The following is a 20,880-nucleotide window of genomic DNA, read 5'->3' as shown; positions in this document are numbered from 1 at the left end:
ATGACCTCCTAAGACCACGTTGCTTCAGGAAGCGCGATGTAGAACACCTCGCCAAATAGATAGTAAACCGCGAACACAAAGACAACGGCGACAACGTAATAGATTGGCTTCTTCACTTTGAAGTAAACGAGGTAGAACATAAATGCAATCAAACTAGCATAAAGGTAGCCAACTACACTGATGAGTAATGCGTAGCCAATAAGAAAAGCAACGCCGAAAATCGACATCTTGCTTATCATCGCTTCTTGTTGTTCAGAGGCACCTTTTAATTTGTGTTGAACGATGAGAACAATACAGATAGCAATTTGGGCAATCACAATCATCATCGGGAAGAATTTTGCATCGACACTTGCATCTTGGTACATCGGACGATCAAATTGAGTGATCAGCGCGAACGCGATTGCGCTAAGGATAATGATGATAGAAGGGAAAACGACGTTTCGGTTTAAGTAAGAGTGAGAGTTAGACATGGAGTTTACCCCTAAAAAGTAAAGCAAGGGAAAGGTACAAACTAGTAACAGAGGCACAACTGATAAAAGCTGTGCCTCTGAACAAAGGTTATTGAATTAATTGAGTCAATGATTTTGTATCTTCTGCAACAAACTCAGTGAAGGCTTTGTCATCAAGATTGTGAATCGTCATTGCACCTTTCGCCATGAAAGTTTTGAACTCTTCACTTGCCATTGCTTCATCAAATGCAGCCCCCAGCTTCTCGATTACTGCATCAGGTGTATCTTTTGGAGCACCAATACCGCGCCATGTACCTGTTACTACATCAATGCCTTGCTCTTTCAAAGTAGGAACATCTGGAATGTACTGAATACGTTCTTCAGACATGACACCTAATGCCTTTAGTTGGCCTGAACGAAGTTGAGCGATAGCTTCACCAGGAGTAACCATAGTGACGTCTGTGTGATGGCCTAGTACAGCAGGAATTGCTTCTGATGCACCGTTGTAAGGGATAGCGTTTAATTTAATGCCTTGATCTTTTTCAAGAGACATTAGGTAGAAGTTTGGCGCAGCGGTTGAAGCGAATTTTACGCTGCCTGGTTTTTCTTTGGCTTCCTTAATCAGGTCGTTAATCGTGTTGTATGGGCTATCTGCTGCAACCAATACGACCGCAGGATCTAAGTTAACTAAACGAATGAGTTTAAAGTCGTCAGCGGTATGACGCATCAAACCCATTTGAGGAAGTGAAGCGATTTCACGTGTTACTACTGTTAATGTGTAACCATCCGCACGCTGCTGAGCACCAAAGCTCATCCCAACTGCGCCTGCGCCACCAGTACGGTTCATGATTGAAATATTTTGCCCAAGAATGTCTTTCGCGCTATTTGCAAGAGTACGACCAACGGCATCGGTGCCGCCGCCCGCGCCAAATGGCACAACTAAGCGAATGTTTTTGCTTGGATAGTCAGCTGCAATTGACGTTGCAGAAACAAGTATACCGGCTGCTAGCATAATGGATTTTAATAGTTTACTCATAATAAGTACCTTCTGTTTCTAATTATTAGCGATATGTTTTTGTAGGGTTTTCTGCTTTTTCTGTTTGGTATTCGTGCATTGCTAACTGTTCAATAGCTACCGCTATCCAGCCACTGATCAGCATGTCATACCATTGTTGTACACCACTGCAGGCAACAACCACGTTTCCGTAAACAAACGAACCATAAAACAGTAAGTCTTCGTCACGTAGTGAAGATGGGTGTTGGGAGTGCAGTGTTAGATTGCTTGTCGATTCTCGCCACGCTTGTTGTGCTTTCTTACGGGCAAGGTGATCAAACTTGATTGTCCAGTTGTCAGGAGCTCCTAACGACTCTTCATATAGAATGGCGTCTTCAAAAGAGGCTTCCCAAGGCTTGAGGTGTGGATTCATAACGACAATATGCAGTTCTTTTCTATTCGTTCTTTCAAACAGCTTGTCGATAGAGGGTTTAACGATATCGATAGCGTCTTGAGTGATATCTTTCATTGATCGCATTCCACATGTCCTTACGTTTGGTAGATGAATATAGAATATTGTATGACAATAATTCTTCAATTAACGATGACTTGGAAGCGGGGAGCGATCACAAGTGAAAGTCTTCTAACAAGACTTCGATCTTGTTTTGACCATATTCTGGCGGAAATAGTGTGATTCTGGTCTTTTTTTGAGCTGGGTGTAAATGGACACAGATCCAGTTTTATTTTGGCTGATTTCCTAGATATAAATTCACCACCATATGCTCGCCGTTCTGTTAATTCATATGGGAGAAAATTTTGGATTGATAATCGAGCGTCCTATAACACTACGAGTTATATGCGAACATGTCAGCGGCTCACCTGCAAGACGCTAACCACCGTTAAGCTAAACGCGCGTTTCAACTATCATGTGAACTACTTAAACGTCCCGATGAACCATTTATAGGTTCATCAAAACCAGTCAAAAAGGTATACCAAGTGAATGCTTTTTTTGTTTTTAAGAAGTGTGTTGCACCATGTGTAGCACGGTTTTGGTTCACTCCCGATTAACTCTTTCTTAAGGCAATTTTTCTTGTATACGTTTAGCGGTAGTTCTTTTTACCATCGTAATTAAGAGAATATTGCGGCGAGATTTGTGTTTTAGACACTCGATCTCTCCTCAAATAATTATGCGCCATCCAAGATTTTTCATTTTTTATCTTTTGAATCCATCATCATCTCAACAAGATATGTGGCTTCTATATTGAGTAACTTACGTAGAATTCTAATAGAATTAGCTACTCTCAATTGATATAAAACACTGGTTTATTGTGTGATAAATGAGGGTGATTCAGCTCTGATTTGGCTTTTATTATTTTTGAGAATTTTATATTTATATGTGTTTGATTGTATTTGTTAATAAGTGTGCAAAGTCTCAATTTTTTGTAAGTCATTGATTTTTATAGGGTGGTGTTATTGATGGGTGGTTTTTCATGTTTTCACCTCAAACCCCAGTAATTTCCTTAATGGATTAGCCATATTCCATCCTATGTCATATATATAATTAACTTAATCAATCAAAATAAGATCACCATCACTTATTTGGATTATTGTACTACAAATAAGGTTTGAGATTTCCTATAGTCCTCGTATCAAATTACAACGGACAAAGGATACACGATGGAACTCAACACGATTATTGTCGGCATTTATTTCCTATTCTTGATTGCGATAGGTTGGATGTTTAGAACATTTACAAGTACCACCAGTGATTACTTCCGCGGGGGCGGTAATATGCTGTGGTGGATGGTTGGTGCAACCGCCTTTATGACCCAGTTTAGTGCATGGACATTCACCGGTGCGGCAGGTAAAGCGTATAACGATGGTTTTGCCGTAGCGGTTATCTTTATAGCCAATGCTTTTGGTTACTTCATGAACTTTGCATACTTCGCGCCTAAGTTCCGCCAACTACGTGTAGTGACGGTAATAGAAGCAATCCGTATGCGTTTTGGCGCGACTAACGAACAAGTGTTTACTTGGTCTTCAATGCCAAACAGTGTGGTTTCTGCAGGTGTATGGCTAAACGCATTAGCAATCATTGCTTCTGGTATCTTCGGCTTCGACATGACAGCGACTATCTGGATTACTGGTTTAGTAGTATTAGCTATGTCGGTAACGGGCGGTTCATGGGCAGTTATCGCATCTGATTTTATGCAGATGGTTATCATCATGGCAGTTACGGTAACTTGTGCGGTTGTAGCGGTTGTACAAGGTGGTGGTGTTGGCGAAATCGTCAGTAACTTCCCTGTAGCAGAAGGCGGTTCATTCCTTTCTGGTAACAACATTAACTACCTAAGCATCTTCAGCATCTGGGCATTTTTCATCTTCGTGAAGCAATTCTCAATCACGAACAACATGCTTAACTCTTACCGTTACCTAGCGGCTAAAGACTCAAAGAACGCTAAGAAAGCAGCGCTACTTGCGTGTATTCTAATGCTTTGTGGTGTATTCATCTGGTTCATGCCTTCTTGGTACATTGCTGGTCAAGGTGTCGACCTAGCAGCAGCTTACCCAGAAGCAGGTAAGAAAGCGGGTGACTTTGCATACCTATACTTTGTACAAGAGTACATGCCAGCAGGTATGGTAGGTCTTCTAGTTGCAGCGATGTTTGCAGCGACAATGTCTTCAATGGACTCAGGTCTAAACCGTAACTCAGGTATCTTTGTTAAGAACTTCTACGAAACTATTGTTCGTAAAGGCAACGCAAGTGAGAAAGAGCTGGTAACAGTTTCTAAGATTACTTCTGCAGTCTTCGGTATTGCTATCATTCTTATCGCCCAGTTCATTAACTCGCTTAAAGGTTTGAGCCTGTTCGATACAATGATGTACGTTGGTGCTCTAATCGGCTTCCCAATGACAATCCCTGCATTCCTTGGCTTCTTCATCAAGAAGACTCCAGACTGGGCAGGTTGGGGTACGCTAGTAGTGGGTGGTCTTGTGTCTTACTACGTAGGTTTCGTTGTAAATGCTGAAATGGTGTCATCTGTATTCGGTCTTGAAGAGCTAACGAGCCGCGAATGGTCTGATGTTAAAGTTGCGATTGGTCTAATTGGTCACATCACACTAACAGGTGGCTTCTTCATCCTATCGACATTGTTCTACAAACCACTGTCTGATAAGCGTCAAGCAGACGTTGATAAGTTCTTCGGTAATCTGTCTACTCCTCTAGTTGCGGAGTCAGCGGAACAGAAAGTACTGGATAACAAGCAGCGTGAAATGCTTGGTAAACTGATTGCAGTAGCAGGTATTGGTATTATGCTAATGGCTCTGCTAACTAACCCAATGTGGGGACGTCTAGTCTTCATCTTATGTGGTGTGATTGTTGGTGGTGTTGGTGTACTACTTGTGAAAGCGGTCGATGATGGCGGCAAGCAAGCGAAAGCAGTGACTGAAAGCTAATACATAGAAAACGTTTATAATAGAATGCGACGACTCGAAAGGGCGTCGCATTTTTTGCTTTGCGAAGCGAGTAAACGTGTCAGCCTTACAACATCAGACCTAAATCACGAAAACTGTAAAAAATTGTACGATTGAACCGAAATACATTCAATTGTCCTACAATAAGACGTATATTGTTGCTAATTCCTTTCAGTCAACTTGAAAATAAGTGAGTTAGAATGAGCGACCAAAAATCTCTTGATGCAATCAGGAAGATGAAGCTGGAGAATGATACTTCAGCAGGTAATCTTGTAGACCTACTCCCTATCGAAGTACAGAAACGTGACTTCGACCTATCATTCCTAGACAACTTGAGCGAAGCGCGTCCACGTCTTCTTGTTCAAGCTGATCAGTTAGAAGAATTCAAAGCGAAAGTGAAAGCTGATGAAGCTCACTGTATGTTTGATGATTTCTACAACAACTCGACAGTTAAGTTCCTTGAGACTGCTCCTTTTGAAGAGCCTCAAGCGTACCCAGCTGAGACGGTAGGTAAAGCCTCTTTATGGCGTCCTTACTGGCGTCAAATGTACGTTGATTGCCAAATGGCATTGAACGCGACACGTAACCTAGCTATCGCTGGTGTAGTAAAAGAAGACGAAGCGCTCATTGCTAAAGCAAAAGCTTGGACTTTAAAACTGTCTACCTACGATCCAGAAGGCGTGACTTCTCGTGGCTATAACGACGAAGCGGCTTTCCGTGTTATCGCTGCTATGGCTTGGGGCTACGACTGGTTACACGGTTACTTCACCGATGAAGAGCGTCAGCAAGTTCAAGATGCTTTGATTGAGCGTCTAGACGAAATCATGCACCACCTAAAAGTGACGGTTGATCTATTGAACAACCCGCTAAACAGCCACGGTGTTCGTTCGATCTCTTCTGCTATTATTCCAACGTGTATCGCGCTTTACCACGATCACCCGAAAGCAGGCGAGTACATCGCATACGCGCTAGAATACTACGCAGTACATTACCCGCCATGGGGCGGTGTAGACGGCGGTTGGGCTGAAGGTCCGGATTACTGGAACACACAAACTGCATTCCTAGGTGAAGCATTCGATCTATTGAAAGCATACTGTGGCGTAGACATGTTTAACAAAACATTCTATGAAAACACCGGTGACTTCCCGCTTTACTGTATGCCTGTTCACTCTAAGCGCGCGAGCTTTTGTGACCAGTCTTCAATCGGTGATTTCCCAGGTCTAAAACTGGCTTACAACATCAAGCACTATGCGGGTGTTAACCAGAAGCCTGAATACGTTTGGTACTATAATCAATTGAAAGGCCGTGATACTGAAGCACACACCAAATTCTACAACTTCGGTTGGTGGGACTTCGGTTACGACGATCTTCGTTTCAACTTCCTTTGGGATGCACCTGAAGAGAAAGCACCATCGAACGATCCACTGTTGAAAGTATTCCCAATCACGGGTTGGGCTGCATTCCACAACAAGATGACTGAGCGTGATAACCATATCCATATGGTATTTAAATGTTCTCCGTTTGGCTCAATCAGCCACTCTCACGGTGACCAAAATGCATTCACGTTGCATGCATTCGGTGAAACGCTAGCGTCAATCACTGGCTACTACGGTGGTTTCGGTGTTGATATGCACACGAAATGGCGTCGTCAAACGTTCTCTAAAAACCTTCCACTATTTGGCGGCAAAGGTCAGTATGGTGAGAACAAGAACACAGGCTACGAAAACCACCAAGATCGTTTCTGTATCGAAGCGGGCGGTACTATTTCTGACTTCGACACAGAATCTGATGTGAAGATGGTTGAAGGTGATGCAACGGCTTCTTACAAGTACTTCGTTCCTGAAATTGAATCTTACAAGCGTAAGGTCTGGTTCGTTCAAGGTAAAGTATTCGTAATGCAAGACAAGGCAACGCTTTCTGAAGAGAAAGATATGACTTGGCTCATGCACACCACTTTCGCAAACGAAGTGGCAGACAAGTCTTTCACTATCCGCGGCGAAGTTGCGCACCTAGACGTAAACTTTATCAACAAGTCTGCTAATAACATCACTTCAGTTAAGAACGTTGAAGGCTTTGGTGAAGTTGACCCATACGAGTTCAAAGATCTTGAGATCCACCGTCACGTTGAAGTGGAATTCAAGGCGTCTAAAGAGCACAACATCCTGACGCTTCTTGTTCCTAATAAGAACGAAGGCGAACAAGTTGAAGTGTCTCACAAGCTTGAAGGCAACATGTTAGTGCTCAATGTTGACGGTGAAACGGTTTCGATCGAACTGTAATTCGCTGAAGTAACAGAAGCTAGATATAAAAACTCCGAGTGAAAGTTCGGAGTTTTTTTTTGCCTAGCGAAAATGACAATCTTTATTCCAATGTACCTTCATTTTACTTGGGTTAATGCTAAAGAGCATTTGATAGCCTCTCAACGGCAAACCAATGGTACGGGCTGATGGAGCTGATGTAGGGCAAGACAGGACACGTATTCGACAATAATGTTGAGTGCAAATGTTCAGGGTCGTATAAGAGGCTCGTATGTATGGCTTTGTGGTTTCCAAGAAATTTTCATCACTTATTAATAATGAAGGACCTCAGCCACTGGTAGAAAAAGAAATAGAGAACTAAAAGTAGGTTGGTTTTAGTGTGCTCATATTTATTGCGTTAACTATAATGTGCGACATTTTTTAAATGAACGGTTTCTTAAAGGGGATATCGTTCCGGTAAATATAAAACGTAAGCCATATTTTGTCGTAAATTGTATCGCCGTCACAACTTACGCCTAAGCATCAAATGAATGCCTTAAAACTATTGCGAAACGAGAAAGACGTAGTTATTATAATGAGCATATAATCATACAATACTATATTTGGAGTTTGAACATGACTAAACCTGTAATCGGTTTCATTGGCCTAGGTCTTATGGGCGGCAACATGGTTGAAAACCTGCAAAAGCGCGGCTACCACGTAAACGTAATGGACCTAAGCGCTGAAGCTGTTGCTCGCGTTACAGATCGCGGCAATGCGACTGCATTCACTTCTGCTAAAGAACTCGCTGCAGCAAGTGACATTGTTCAATTTTGTCTTACAACTTCAGCTGTTGTTGAAAAAATCGTATACGGCGAAGATGGCGTTCTTGCGGGCATCAAAGAAGGCGCAGTACTAGTAGACTTCGGTACTTCTATCCCTGCTTCTACTAAGAAAATCGGTGCAGCTCTTGCTGAGAAAGGCGCTGGCATGATCGACGCTCCTCTAGGCCGTACACCTGCACACGCTAAAGATGGTCTTCTGAACATCATGGCTGCTGGCGACATGGAAACTTTCAACAAAGTTAAACCTGTTCTTGAAGAGCAAGGCGAAAATGTATTCCACCTAGGTGCTCTAGGTTCAGGTCACGTGACTAAGCTTGTGAACAACTTCATGGGTATGACAACTGTTGCGACTATGTCTCAAGCTTTCGCTGTTGCTCAACGCGCTGGTGTTGATGGCCAACAACTGTTTGATATCATGTCTGCAGGTCCATCTAACTCTCCGTTTATGCAATTCTGTAAGTTCTACGCTGTAGACGGTGAAGAGAAGCTAGGTTTCTCTGTTGCAAACGCAAACAAAGACCTTGGCTACTTCCTTGCTCTTTGTGAAGAGCTAGGTACTGAGTCTCTAATTGCTCAAGGTACTGCAACAAGCCTACAGGCTGCTGTTGATGCAGGTCTTGGTCAAAACGACGTACCAGTAATCTTCGACTACTTCGCTAAACTAGAGAAGTAATCGACGTACGACCTCGTTAGGGTATGGCTTGTCTTTTTGGCAGCGATACCTCAACGAGGTTCGTTTTTATCTGCAGTTCATATTTTCTCATACAACTCTTCGTAATCGTTTTTCTTTCTACTATTCTTCCTTTCTAATTACGTTCTGTTTTGCCTAATCAAAGCTCTAATTTGATTTCAACTCTTAATGCGTTAGTTTCCAACGCCATTCAGCTTCAAGCCATTATCCTCGTATCAAGCCAATCGCCTATCTTTTGGTAAACCGAAACCTTAGTCAATTAAGTTCCTAGTAAACCAAGCCGCAAACTTTAAAACCAACACTGTTGTTGTCTAGCTTTAAGCGGATTATCAGCTCGAACACCTGAAAAGAAAGCAAAAAAAAGCCCACACAGCTGGTGACTATGTGGGCGTATTCGGACGAGCCGTCTGAAAAAACGAATGAACAATCATAAGTGAAATAACGATTAACGAGATCCCCCGACAGTTTCTACGTTAAACGTGTTCAATGACCTCAAAGCAAATTGCTTCAATTACCACTTTGAATTGAACAAAAGGATTCAGAAAGAACTTAAGTTATGATTCAAATACACCATACATCAAGGCTTATTGTATTACAAATAAATCTTGGTCTTGAATGCCTTTAGTGAATGGTTGGTTTGTGAAAGTGTGAGTTCATCGTCATTTTTACGCATGATTAGATCGCAGAGGACAGTTAAAATTATTGATGATAATTATCGGCGAAAATAGGATCTTTTTATTTAAAGTTCGGACATTTTACAAAATTTTGACGATTTTATCCGACAAGGATAAAGTAAAAATGCATAAATGATACCTATGTCACAGGGTGTTTACAGCCGGTTTTAATATATCAAGATCGCTCACAGAAAGAGTTGCCAATTAAACATACAATATTAATTAAATTGTGGTTGTAGCGATGAATCGACATGGATACGTAACGTTTTACCGTATCTTCGATAATGCAAAATATGACCATTTTATTCGGATGAAAATAATAGACATAGGTTATATGGATAATGAGTTTTATGAATTCAAAATTGTCTCTAGGGTTTAAAGGAAAACTGATTTTAATGGTGGCTATCGTTAGTACCAGTGCTTTAGTATTCACGAACTGGTTTACGCTCGATTTGGCGACAGAACAAGTCAACCAAACGATTTACAACGAGATCGACCATTCGTTAACGATAGAAATTAACCAAATTGAAAATACCGTTCAGAGAACCATCGATACCGTAAATTCAGTTGCTCAAGAGTTCATGAAGTCACCATACCAGGTACCTAACGAAGCGCTTATGCACTATGCCGCTAAGCTAGGTGGCATCGACAAAATTGTGGTGGGTTTCGACGACGGACGTTCTTATACATCTCGACCTTCAGAGTCTTTCCCTAACGGTGTTGGACTAAAAGAAAAGTATAACCCAACGACTCGCCCTTGGTATCAACAAGCGAAACTGAAGTCAGGTTTATCTTTTAGTGACCTATTTTTCACTAAGAGTACTCAAGTACCAATGATTGGTGTGACGTATTCGTATCAAGACCGTGTGATCATGGCAGACATTCGATTTGATGACTTAAAAGCGCAACTCGAACAGTTAGACGGAATTTATCAAGCGAAAGGTATCATTGTTGATGAAAGAGGGATGGTTGTTGCTTCAACAATAGAGAACGTACTTCCGCAAACCAACATATCTTCTGCAGACACGCAGATGAAACTCAAAAATGCCATTGAACAGCCTGATCAATTTATCGAGGGCGTAATTGATGGAAACCCAAGGATCTTGATGGCGAAGAAAGTTGATATCGGCAGCCAAAAAGAGTGGTACATGATATCCAGTATCGATCCTGAGCTAGCGCTCGATCAATTGAACGGTGTGATGTCAAGTACTCGAATGCTGATTGTCGCTTGTGTATTTGGTTCAGTGATACTGATGATATTGCTTCTGAATCGTTTTTACCGCCCAATAGTGTCGCTGCGCAAAATCGTTCACGATCTATCTCAGGGCAACGGAGACTTAACTCGAAGGCTGGTAGAGAAGGGCAATGATGACTTAGGGCACATCGCTAAAGACATCAATTTGTTCATCATTGGCCTGCAAGAAATGGTTAAAGACGTGAAATTCAAGAACTCGGATCTCGATACCAAAGTTTTGAGTATTCGAGAGGGCTGTAAAGAGACCAGTAATGTGTTGAAAGTTCACACTGACGAAACCGTTCAAGTTGTCTCTGCGATTAATGGGCTTTCAGAAGCGTCTAACGAAGTAGAGAAGAGCTCTCAATCGGCGGCAGACGCAGCGCGAGATGCGGCCGTGTTCAGTGATGAAACCAAGCAAATCAATACGGTAACTGAAACGTATATCAGTGATCTTGAAAAGCAAGTGTGCACGACTTCTGATGACATCCGGTCTATGGCCAACGAAACGCAGAGCATACAGTCTATCGTTTCTGTGATTGGTGGTATTGCTGAGCAAACCAACTTGCTGGCATTGAATGCGTCGATAGAAGCAGCGCGTGCCGGCGAACACGGTCGAGGTTTTGCTGTGGTGGCTGATGAAGTTCGTGCACTGGCTAACCGAACTCAAATCAGCACTTCTGAAATAGAAGAGGCGCTATTGGGTTTACAGTCGAAATCAGATGGTTTAGTTAAATCGATTGAACTGACCAAAAGTAATTGTGAGATGACTCGTGCTCAAGTAATCCAAGCGGTAAACATGCTGGCTAAGCTAACTGAGCAGATGGAAACCGTGAGCCGTTTCAATAACGACATTTCGGGGTCTTCTGTGGAGCAAAACGCATTGATTCAGAGTATTGCTAAGAACATGCATAAGATTGAAAGCTTCGTTGAAGAGCTGAACAAGTTAAGCCAAGACCAACTGACAGAGTCGGCAGAAATCAAAACGCTTAATGGCAGCGTCAGTGAGCTTATGAGCAGCTTTAAAGTTTAGCAGGTTCACAATTAATATTTAAATTGGGTGCTAATTAATACTAATTTTCAATAGCTTAACTTAATTTATCACACTGAAAGCCACTCAATAACGTTCGAGTTTAGAGTGGCATTTCTGCGTTTTATCATATAGAAAACGCCGTATTCCTTACTCATTTCACTTGATTTGTCGCATCTCACATTCTGATAACTACACAATTGACATAAAATAGTACAAATATACATTATCACTCAACTCTTATGGATAAGTGAGATAAATGTGAATAAGCCAATTTTTGTCGTCGTGCTCGCTTCGCTTACGTATGGCTGCGGTGGAAGCAGTTCAAATAATTCAAGTGACAGCAGTGACCCATCTGGTAGCAATCCAGGAACGTCTTATGGTGTTGTCGCACCTTACGATATCGCAAAATATCAAAACATACTCTCTAGTTCCGATCTTCAGGTATCGGATCCTAACGGCACAGAGGGTAACAAAACCTCTGAAGTGAAAGATGGCGATTTCGATGGTTACATCAGTGATTACTTTTATGCAGATGAAGAGACGGAAAACCTAATTTTTAAAATGGCGAACTATAAGATGCGTTCTGAGGTTCGTGAGGGAGAAAACTTCGATATCAATGAAACGGGTGTAAGACGAAGCCTGTATGCGGAAATAAGCTTACCTGATATCGAACATGCAATGGCGAGCTCACCTGCCGATCATGATGAAGTGACGATGTTACAGATACATAATAAAGGTACGGACGAGAGCGGAACTGGTTATATTCCTCATCCGCTATTACGTGTGGTTTGGGAACAAGAACGCGATGGTATCACAGGCCACTATTGGGCCGTAATGAAAAACAACGCCATTGACTGCAGCAGTGCTTCAGACTCTTCAAACTGTTATGCCACCTCTTATGATCGGTACGATTTAGGAGAGGCAGATCTTGATAGCTTTACTAAATTTGATCTTTCTGTTTATGAAAATACATTGTCGATCAAAGTGAATGATGAAGTAAAAGTGGACCAAGATATCGCCTATTGGGAGCATCTCCTAAGCTATTTTAAAGCGGGTATATATAACCAGTTTGAAAATGGTGAAGCTACGGCCTATTTTCAAGCGTTAAGATACACCACAACCCAAATCAGTGGTTCAAACGATTGGGATATTAATGATTGGAAGTTGACGATTCCCGCGAGCAAAGATACTTGGTATGGCAGTGGCGGCGATAGTGCTGCTGAATTAGAGCCTGAACGTTGTGAGTCGAGCAAGGGCCTTCTCGCTAATGACAGCGATGTCTACCATAGCGATATTGATCTTTCTTATTTCAACACGGATGAAGGAAGAATTCACTTTAGAGCGGATATGGGGTACGGCACTACGACACAAAATTCTAGCTATATTCGTTCTGAGTTAAGAGAGTTGTATCAAAGCAATGCACAACCGGATTGCAGCACCAGCGATGAAGACACTAGTTGGTATCTGAACGATATAAGAACAAGTGCAACCACTCACGAATTGACGGCAACATTACGAGTTGAAAACTATCCAAATCTCAATAACCAAGACCCGAAAGTGGTACTCGGACAAATCCATGGTTGGAAAATTAATCAAGCACTGGTGAAGCTCTTATGGGAAGGAGAGGATAAGCCCGTCCGAGTTATACTCAACTCCGATTTTGAGCGCAACAATCAAGATTGCAGCGATTGTGAACCATTCAGTGTTGAATTAGGTACATATTCAGCCAGCGAAGAGTGGCGATATACGATTCGAACCAATCAAGACGGTGTTTATCTGGCAACTCATGATTCAGATGGAACCAATACGGTTTCGCATTTAATTCCTTGGGGCGAAGATTACCAAGACAAAGACGGGGACACTGTTTCGTTAACGTCAGAGTGGACATCTACCGATATCGCATTCTATTTCAAAGCGGGTATCTATCCACAATTTAAGCCAGATAGCGACTATACAGGTGAAGTGTTTGATGTGAGCTTCAGTTCGTTAAGGGTTGAACATAACTGATTTGATAGATGGCTAATGAGCTATTACGGTAATTTTAAGACCACATTGGTGACTAACAATGTGGTCTTTTTACTTTTCGGAGAGGTGAATATAGGGTCCGTTCACAATGATGTATGACCAGCTGCGTTGAGTTTGAAAATGGCAATTTTATCTTGGAATTTTTAAGTTTGTGAGCTCATTTCGCATTCTGAATTAATATATATTGTCTTTTATCAATAGGAAATGTGATCCAGTTAAAGTATGGAAAAACGGAAAGTGTCCTCAGTCTCATTTATTCAACGAAATGTTTTATTTGTATTATAAGATTACGTAATATTTTTGTGTTATCGCAAATATTGAGAGAGGAATCGCCTTATAGCTCGTGTTTGCAGGTTCTACTTTCACTTATAAATGCTGCCTTTGTATTATAATAATGGATTAAATATGAAACAAATTACTATAAAAACCCTACTCGCTTCTTCTATCTTACTTGCGGTTGGTTGTGCGAGCACGAGCACACCTACTGCTGATTTTCCAAACAACAAAGAAACCGGTGAAGCTCTCCTGACGCCGGTTGCTATGACGGCTAGCAGCCACGATGGTAACGGTCCAGATCGTTTGTTTGACCAAGATCTAACAACACGTTGGTCTTCAGCAGGTGACGGCGAGTGGGCAATGTTGGACTATGGCTCAGTTCAAGAATTTGACGCTGTTCAGGCATCATTTAGCAAAGGTAACGAGCGTCAATCTAAATTTGATATTCAAGTCAGTGTTGATGGCGAAAGCTGGACAACAGTACTTGAGAACCAAATGAGTTCAGGTAAAGCGATTGGCCTAGAGCGTTTCCAGTTTGAGCCAGCAGTTCAAGCTCGTTACGTACGATACGTTGGTCACGGCAACACCAAAAACGGTTGGAACAGTGTGACTGAGTTAGCTGCTGTTAACTGTAACGTTAACGCTTGTCCTACTAGCCACATTATTACCCCTGCAGTAGTAGCAGCAGAACAAACAATGATCGCTGAAATGAAAGCTGCGGAAAAAGCGCGTAAGGCAGCACGTAAAGATCTACGTTCTGGTAATTTCGGTGTCGCAGCGGTTTACCCTTGTGAGACAACAGTGAAATGTGAAACACGCACTGCGTTACCTGTACCAACGGGTTTACCTGAAACACCTCTAGCAGGTAATGCTCCGAGCGAAAACTTTGATATGACCCACTGGTATCTATCTCAGCCTTTCGATCATGATAAAAATGGCAAGCCTGATGATGTTTCTGAGTGGAACCTAGCAAACGGTTACCAGCATCCAGAAATCTTCTATACTGCTGACGATGGCGGCCTAGTATTCAAAGCTTACGTGAAGGGTGTACGTACCTCTAAAAACACTAAGTACGCACGTACGGAGCTTCGTGAAATGATGCGCCGCGGTGACCAATCTATTAGCACTAAGGGTGTTAACAAGAACAACTGGGTATTTTCAAGCGCGCCTGAATCAGATTTAGAAGCGGCAGCGGGTATTGATGGTGTTCTAGAAGCTACCTTGAAAATCGATCACGCAACAACGACCGGTAATGCGAACGAAGTAGGCCGCTTTATCATTGGTCAGATTCATGATCAAAACGATGAGCCAATTCGTTTGTACTACCGTAAACTACCAAACCAAGCAACGGGTGCGGTTTACTTTGCACACGAAAGCCAAGATGCGACAAAAGAAGATTTTTACCCTCTAGTGGGCGATATGACAGCTGAAGTAGGTGACGATGGTATCGCGCTTGGTGAGGTGTTCAGCTACCGTATTGACGTTAAAGGCAACACGATGACTGTTAGCTTAATGCGTGAAGGCAAAGATGACGTTGTACAAGTCGTAGATATGAGCGAAAGCGGCTACGACGCAGGTGGTAAGTACATGTACTTCAAGGCTGGTGTATATAATCAAAACATCAGTGGTGACCTAGACGATTATTCACAAGCGACTTTCTACCAGCTAGACGTATCGCACGATCAATACAAAAAGTAATCTAAACGGATAAACAATAGCCTCCAACCTCTCGAGTTTGGAGGCTTTTTTGTGTCTGTTATTTGGGCAGAAACCATCAGTTGTTAAAGATAGGCATATAGATTAAAAGTTGGTGGTTGACCTTAACTTCTGTTTTGAGCATCCTCTTTCCGATCCCCTAATCTAATATCCAACACATAGCCTTTCATTCGTTCATAGACCTGCATCAATAAGCCATATATTAACAATCTAGGGTTAGTGTTAAACATTGGCTTAGGTTGCTTTGGGTTTGTTCAAACTGATCGCCATATCGCTATCAATACTTATATTTAACACTAGATACTAAGGGCAATTTATTGGCTGATAATACCTTGCACCTAGGATGATTAGTTCTGGAAGTCATTGAATAAACAACGGGGTTTGTATCGGTAAACTGAAATTGAGTTGGCTATTAAAAGCCCAAATAACAGGACGGGGAGGTTAGGAGGTTACTACTTTTGAAGTTAGGAGCTTTTAGAGATTTAGATGAGTAGGTTTGAGGTATATATTGGAATACCGATTACAAAAAAGCCTCTAGCAGAACTAGAGGCTATTGGCGCAATCAAAGAGTTATTACTCAGCAGTAAATTGAGCTACACGTTCTTGAATTTGTACATCAGTCAGAACTGTATTCCAAACTGCGATATTGTCCACCGACCCATCGAAGTTTTTATCACTACTAGAAGAGCCACCTAAAAGAATAAATTTGTCATCTGTTGTATTTTCAATAACAGAAAAATCGACACTTTTCGAGTGAGCAAGAGTACCATCTATATATAAGTTAGCAGTCGAATCTAAGTGGTTGTAAGTCGCTAAGATGTGATACCAATTATCTTCAACAAGATAAACGTCTCCTTCACTAGACTTCGCTTCTGTACTCAAGCCCTTGTCATCTGCATCAAGACCGCCGTAAACCTTAAACTTGATGGAGTTGTCTGATGACTCGAGGTAGAGTTTAAACCCCAAGTAGTCACTAGTTTCTGCAAAATCAACAAGTGAAACGTCGGAATCATACCCAAAACGATCTGCTTTAATAACCGTCTCTACAGAGAATGAATCCTCAATGGCTTGAGCTCCAGTAGTAGTTGTCGAAGTTGCATTGTAGTAAATGTAACCATAGCCTCCACCTGTAGCTGAATCTTGGTCAATATGCATAGCTCCAGTACCTGCAGCGCCAGAGGTCGTAGTGATCAAAGGAGAGCCTGATTTACTTGTCAAATCATTGTCGGCACTACCGCTGTCAGTTGTGTAGTCAGCGTTGTCAAAAGTGTACTCATTTAAAGCAACCGGGAAGTCACCATCTACTGGTGGCTCAGGCTCAGTATTGCCACCATCAACAACAACTGTCGCTTCCGCAGTATTGTTGTTGTACGGATTACCTGATAGCGCTTGGCCGTTCGGGTAATTGTTAAAGTTATCTTCAAACACTAGCTCATCAGAAGCTGTGTCATTCGAATAAACTTTAAAGTTGTCAGCGTTTAACTCGTAGTGTGTTGTGTTAGAAGTATCACCAAGCTTCAATGACACGATAGTAACGGCAGCTTTGTCGAAAGCCTCAAAACCGTTGCCGCTATTGTCGTATACAGTGTCATTGACTTTGAATGTGTAGTAACCGCTCGCCCAACTGATTTCAACCGCGAGATCTTCACCTAAAGTGTAAGTGCCTACAGGCTCATCAGGAATTTGAGGTTTACCGCTACTATCGGTAACCGTGGAACGGTAGAAAATTTCTCCAGCATTAAAAATAACTTCGCCGTGTAAATTAGTGTTAGAAGTACCAGAAGCGTAGAGACTAATATAAGCGTTGTTACCTGAACCATTCGCTTCTTGCTCGGTGTCTTCATCTACTTGGTAGATTAAGTCAACGGTTACCTTTCCTGATGCGATACTGTCTACTGTTGCCCCTGTGCTGCTGTCAGACAATTTCAAACGTAGTTCACCCACATCATTCTTTACACCGCCATTGTTGGTGTCCAAGATTTGAACGTAGCCATTGATACCATTTGCTTCATTGGCTTCACTGATAGCTTCTTGTACGGCGTCAGTCGCAGTTTGGTCTGAACCAGAGTAGTCTATGCCAGTGGTGTTATCTGAAATATTCAGAGCACCAGCGTCATCGAAAGAAAAAACACCATCTAGAATTTCGATCGTTGATGTGCCTGTTTCATAATATGTGAAAGAGACCGTACCGGCTTCTTCATCATAATTATTAGTAGAAGCACTTGCATCTTTAATCGTGTAAGTACCTAAGTCATCATCATCGTCATAGTATTTATGATTGCCATCTTCTTGGAAAACATAAACATTTGGTAGATCAGCGTTTGATGACGCGGAAATTGAAGAAGAGTTACCATCACTGATTTGCCAGTAACCTGTTGTTAGTACTGACTCTTGGCTGCCAGCACCTGAATCCGTCGGAATAGGTAAACCGTCACTGTTACAACCAAATAATAAACCTGTCGAAAGAGCAACAGCTGTAGCGACTTTAGAAATCTGCATAAAATATTCTCTTTATGATATTAAATCCATATGTAAATCACATAAGAAATAGATAATGAATAGTCGTTAAATATTTATTAGGATGAAACTAACGTTAATTAGAACATCCTATTATTTAAATAAAGTGCTTAAAATATGCCCCAAAAATTTACAAGAGGAGAGGGGTATTTTATAAATTGACTATTTCTAATTAGAATGAGTAAGCAACACCAACACGGTATTTTGCTTCGCGATCTTTAGAAGATGAGCTGATATCAGAAGACCAAATTTCAGCAAAAGGTTTCCAAGAACCGAACTTGTAGTTTACTTTTAAGCCAGCATCCCATTCCCAGTCATCACTATTATAAAGAAGTACGTTATCCAAAGATTTTACATAGTTTGCTTCGTAAGAAAGACCAAGCTTCGGTAGAGACTCAATTTTATATGCACCTGTTAGCGTTATTTTGGATTTTTGAGCTGATTCTAAACGTTCGCCAGTTTCTGAATCCTTATCACCAAACTGTGTATGGTTGCGGAAATCAGCATATTCATGACGGTAACGAATAGCGGTTGTTAAACCCATGTCTGCTTTGTAGCCAACGCGGAATTGTGGTTTGTAAGTGACTTTTTTCATTTTCCAGTCACCTTCGTTAGAATTAGGCTCATCCCAATCCCAAGCAATAGGCATACCCACTTGTAGATACCAATTGTTATCTATTTTGTATGTCGCAGTGTTATCGATTTCCATACCATAGATGTACCAATTGCCACCGTAAAAACTCTGGCTGTTCGCTGATTTAACTTCGCCAGAATCTGCGTCGTAGTAAGAATCGTCAGTATGGAATTTAACTTCAAGGCCCGTTGAGTGCTTCCACTTATCTGACAGTTTAAAGCTTTCACCTAGCTTCACTCGGTGTTGATGGCGAGCGTCTACGTGAGCCGTGTCGCCATTTGTTTTTGTATAATCCGTCGCAGCACGATACTCGTAACGATAATCAAGAGATGCACCAGTAGCTGTGCCCGCTAAAAGAGTACATGCAACAGCTGCAGCAATTTTTGTAACAGAATTCATACCTTTGTCTCACTATTATTTTTTTATTCTGGATACATCCAATGTACCCGTGGCTCACAAACCAATACCTTACATGGTATTAAATTAATGTATGACAAATATGGTATTTATTATTGAGTCAGATTTCTGTGAGATCTATCAAAAAGTTCTGACTAATGGCCCAAATATATAGCTAAATGTTATGAATATCTCAATTTAGGGCTTGTGCATTAAATCAATCATGACGTACTTCTCATATTCACAAACCTTAGAAACTCACTTTTTTGCATGTGTTAAAATAATACAAATATTAAGTGTTTCTATATGTTAATAATGATGATTTTAACCATCGTGGCTTAAACATAGGGAGCATGTTGAGAGGCATAAATATAAACCATAGCCAGATGTTTAATAAAAGTTAAAAAATGGCTAAATGTAAATTCTATTTATCGGTTGGCTTATTTAAGTCGAAGAGAAAATATTTAGTACTAATTCGTGTTCAAAAGTGGTTTCTGTACTGAGTGTGTACTCGGTATCTGTTAACAATAAAGGATGAGTCATGTTTAAGAAAAACATATTAGCAGTGGCGCTATTAGCGACTGTACCAATGGTTACTTTCGCAAATAACGGTGTTTCTTACCCCGTACCTGCCGATAAATTCGATATGCACAATTGGAAAATAACTATACCTTCAGATATCAATGAAGATGGTCGTGTTGATGAAATAGAAGGGGTGGCAATGATGAGCTACTCACATAGCGACTTCTTCCATCTGGATAAAGATGGCAATCTTGTATTTGAAGTGCAGAACCAAGCGATTACGACTAAGAACTCGAAGAATGCACGTTCTGAACTGCGTCAGATGCCACGTGGTGCAAACTTTTCGATTGATACTGCTGATAAAGGAAACCAATGGGCACTGTCTAGCCACCCATCTGCCTCAGAGTACAGCGCGGTTGGTGGAACGCTGGAAGCGACATTAAAAGTCAATCATGTCTCTGTGAACGCTAAATTCCCAGAGAGATATCCAGCTCATTCAGTCGTTGTTGGCCAAATACACGCTAAGAAACACAATGAACTGATTAAAGCGGGAACAGGGTATGGACATGGTAATGAACCACTGAAGATCTTTTATAAGAAGTTTCCTGATCAAGATATGGGTTCAGTATTTTGGAACTATGAACGTAACCTAGAGAAGAAAGATCCTAACCGTGCTGATATTGCTTACCCTGTTTGGGGTAACACATGGGAAAATCCAGCTGAGCCGGGTGAAGCGGGGATTGCTCTTGGTGAAGAGTTTAGCTACAAAGTGGAAGTAAAAGGCACCATGATGTACCTGACGTTTGAAACAGAGCGTCACGATACGGTTAAGTATGAAATCGACCTGAGTAAAGGTGTCGATGAACTTGACTCACCAACGGGCTATGCTGAAGATGATTTTTACTACAAAGCTGGCGCATATGGCCAGTGTAGCGTAAATGACACTCACCCTGTTTGGGGCCCAGGTTGTGCCGGCACTGGCGATTTTGCGGTCGATAAAAAGAATGGTGACTACAACAGTGTTACTTTCTCTGCTCTTAAGCTTAACGGCAAATAGATACGGAATAGAGCAGGTAACAAGTTAGCTCAATCAAGCATTTTTAATGGCCACTTAGCTCAATGTTAAGTGGCCTTTTTTTATTCGAGCCTTTGTGTATGGCACT

At 41.6% G+C, this 20,880-nt stretch carries 12 protein-coding genes; 7 read left to right on the top strand and 5 right to left on the bottom strand.

All coding sequences use genetic code 11. The annotated features are described in order from the left end of the window. Positions 1-8: 8 nt before the first annotated feature. The 3 genes from ACFI6G_RS05955 to ACFI6G_RS05945 form a co-directional block, all read right to left on the bottom strand. Positions 9-470 (bottom strand): tripartite tricarboxylate transporter TctB family protein, encoded by a 462-nt coding sequence (locus ACFI6G_RS05955; protein WP_010438352.1) that lies wholly within the window; start codon positions 468-470, stop codon positions 9-11. 88 nt (positions 471-558) lie between these two features. Next, positions 559-1,485, bottom strand: coding sequence for a tripartite tricarboxylate transporter substrate binding protein (locus ACFI6G_RS05950; RefSeq protein ID WP_010438355.1), 927 nt, complete (start codon positions 1,483-1,485; stop codon positions 559-561). 25 nt (positions 1,486-1,510) lie between these two features. Further along, positions 1,511-1,981 carry a hypothetical protein gene (locus ACFI6G_RS05945; protein ID WP_016785024.1) on the bottom strand — a complete coding sequence of 157 codons (471 nt, stop codon included), beginning with the start codon at positions 1,979-1,981 and terminating at the stop codon, positions 1,511-1,513. Between the two features lie 1,139 nt (positions 1,982-3,120). On the opposite strand from ACFI6G_RS05945, the gene ACFI6G_RS05940 reads away from it, so the two are divergent. The 6 genes from ACFI6G_RS05940 (at position 3,121) to ACFI6G_RS05915 (ending at position 15,630) form a co-directional block, all read left to right on the top strand. Further along, positions 3,121-4,899, top strand: coding sequence for a sodium:solute symporter family transporter (locus ACFI6G_RS05940; protein WP_010438360.1), 1,779 nt, complete (start codon positions 3,121-3,123; stop codon positions 4,897-4,899). Positions 4,900-5,117: 218 nt separating this feature from the next. Continuing rightward, positions 5,118-7,196 (top strand): DUF4962 domain-containing protein, encoded by a 2,079-nt coding sequence (locus ACFI6G_RS05935; protein WP_016791914.1) that lies wholly within the window; start codon positions 5,118-5,120, stop codon positions 7,194-7,196. Positions 7,197-7,790: 594 nt separating this feature from the next. Continuing rightward, positions 7,791-8,672, top strand: a complete 882-nt coding sequence (locus ACFI6G_RS05930) for an NAD(P)-dependent oxidoreductase (RefSeq protein ID WP_010438364.1) — start codon at positions 7,791-7,793, stop codon at positions 8,670-8,672. 1,087 nt (positions 8,673-9,759) lie between these two features. Continuing rightward, on the top strand, positions 9,760-11,631 hold the full coding sequence (locus ACFI6G_RS05925) for a methyl-accepting chemotaxis protein (protein WP_010438366.1): 1,872 nt from the start codon (positions 9,760-9,762) through the stop codon (positions 11,629-11,631). Between the two features lie 258 nt (positions 11,632-11,889). Continuing rightward, entirely contained in the window at positions 11,890-13,638 is a 1,749-nt protein-coding gene (locus ACFI6G_RS05920; protein WP_016791659.1) for a polysaccharide lyase family 7 protein, read from the top strand. A 423-nt stretch (positions 13,639-14,061) separates the two neighbouring features. Then, the gene (locus ACFI6G_RS05915) at positions 14,062-15,630 is read left to right on the top strand and encodes a polysaccharide lyase family 7 protein (RefSeq protein ID WP_010438370.1); all 1,569 of its coding nucleotides are present in this window, start codon (positions 14,062-14,064) and stop codon (positions 15,628-15,630) included. Between the two features lie 591 nt (positions 15,631-16,221). Here ACFI6G_RS05915 and ACFI6G_RS05910 read toward each other — a convergent pair. Beyond that, complete coding sequence (locus ACFI6G_RS05910) at positions 16,222-18,147, bottom strand: LamG domain-containing protein (protein ID WP_016785029.1); 1,926 nt, start codon at positions 18,145-18,147, stop codon at positions 16,222-16,224. Positions 18,148-18,337: 190 nt separating this feature from the next. Next, the gene (locus ACFI6G_RS05905; RefSeq protein ID WP_016785030.1) at positions 18,338-19,198 is read right to left on the bottom strand and encodes an oligogalacturonate-specific porin KdgM family protein; all 861 of its coding nucleotides are present in this window, start codon (positions 19,196-19,198) and stop codon (positions 18,338-18,340) included. A 538-nt stretch (positions 19,199-19,736) separates the two neighbouring features. Between ACFI6G_RS05905 and ACFI6G_RS05900 the strand changes: the two genes are divergently transcribed. Then, entirely contained in the window at positions 19,737-20,774 is a 1,038-nt protein-coding gene (locus ACFI6G_RS05900; protein ID WP_102341081.1) for a polysaccharide lyase family 7 protein, read from the top strand. The last annotated feature ends 106 nt before the right edge of the window (positions 20,775-20,880 follow it).

This window comes from Vibrio sp. PSi01, assembly GCF_054960695.1.
This window is presented reverse-complemented; position numbering and strand designations above follow the sequence as displayed.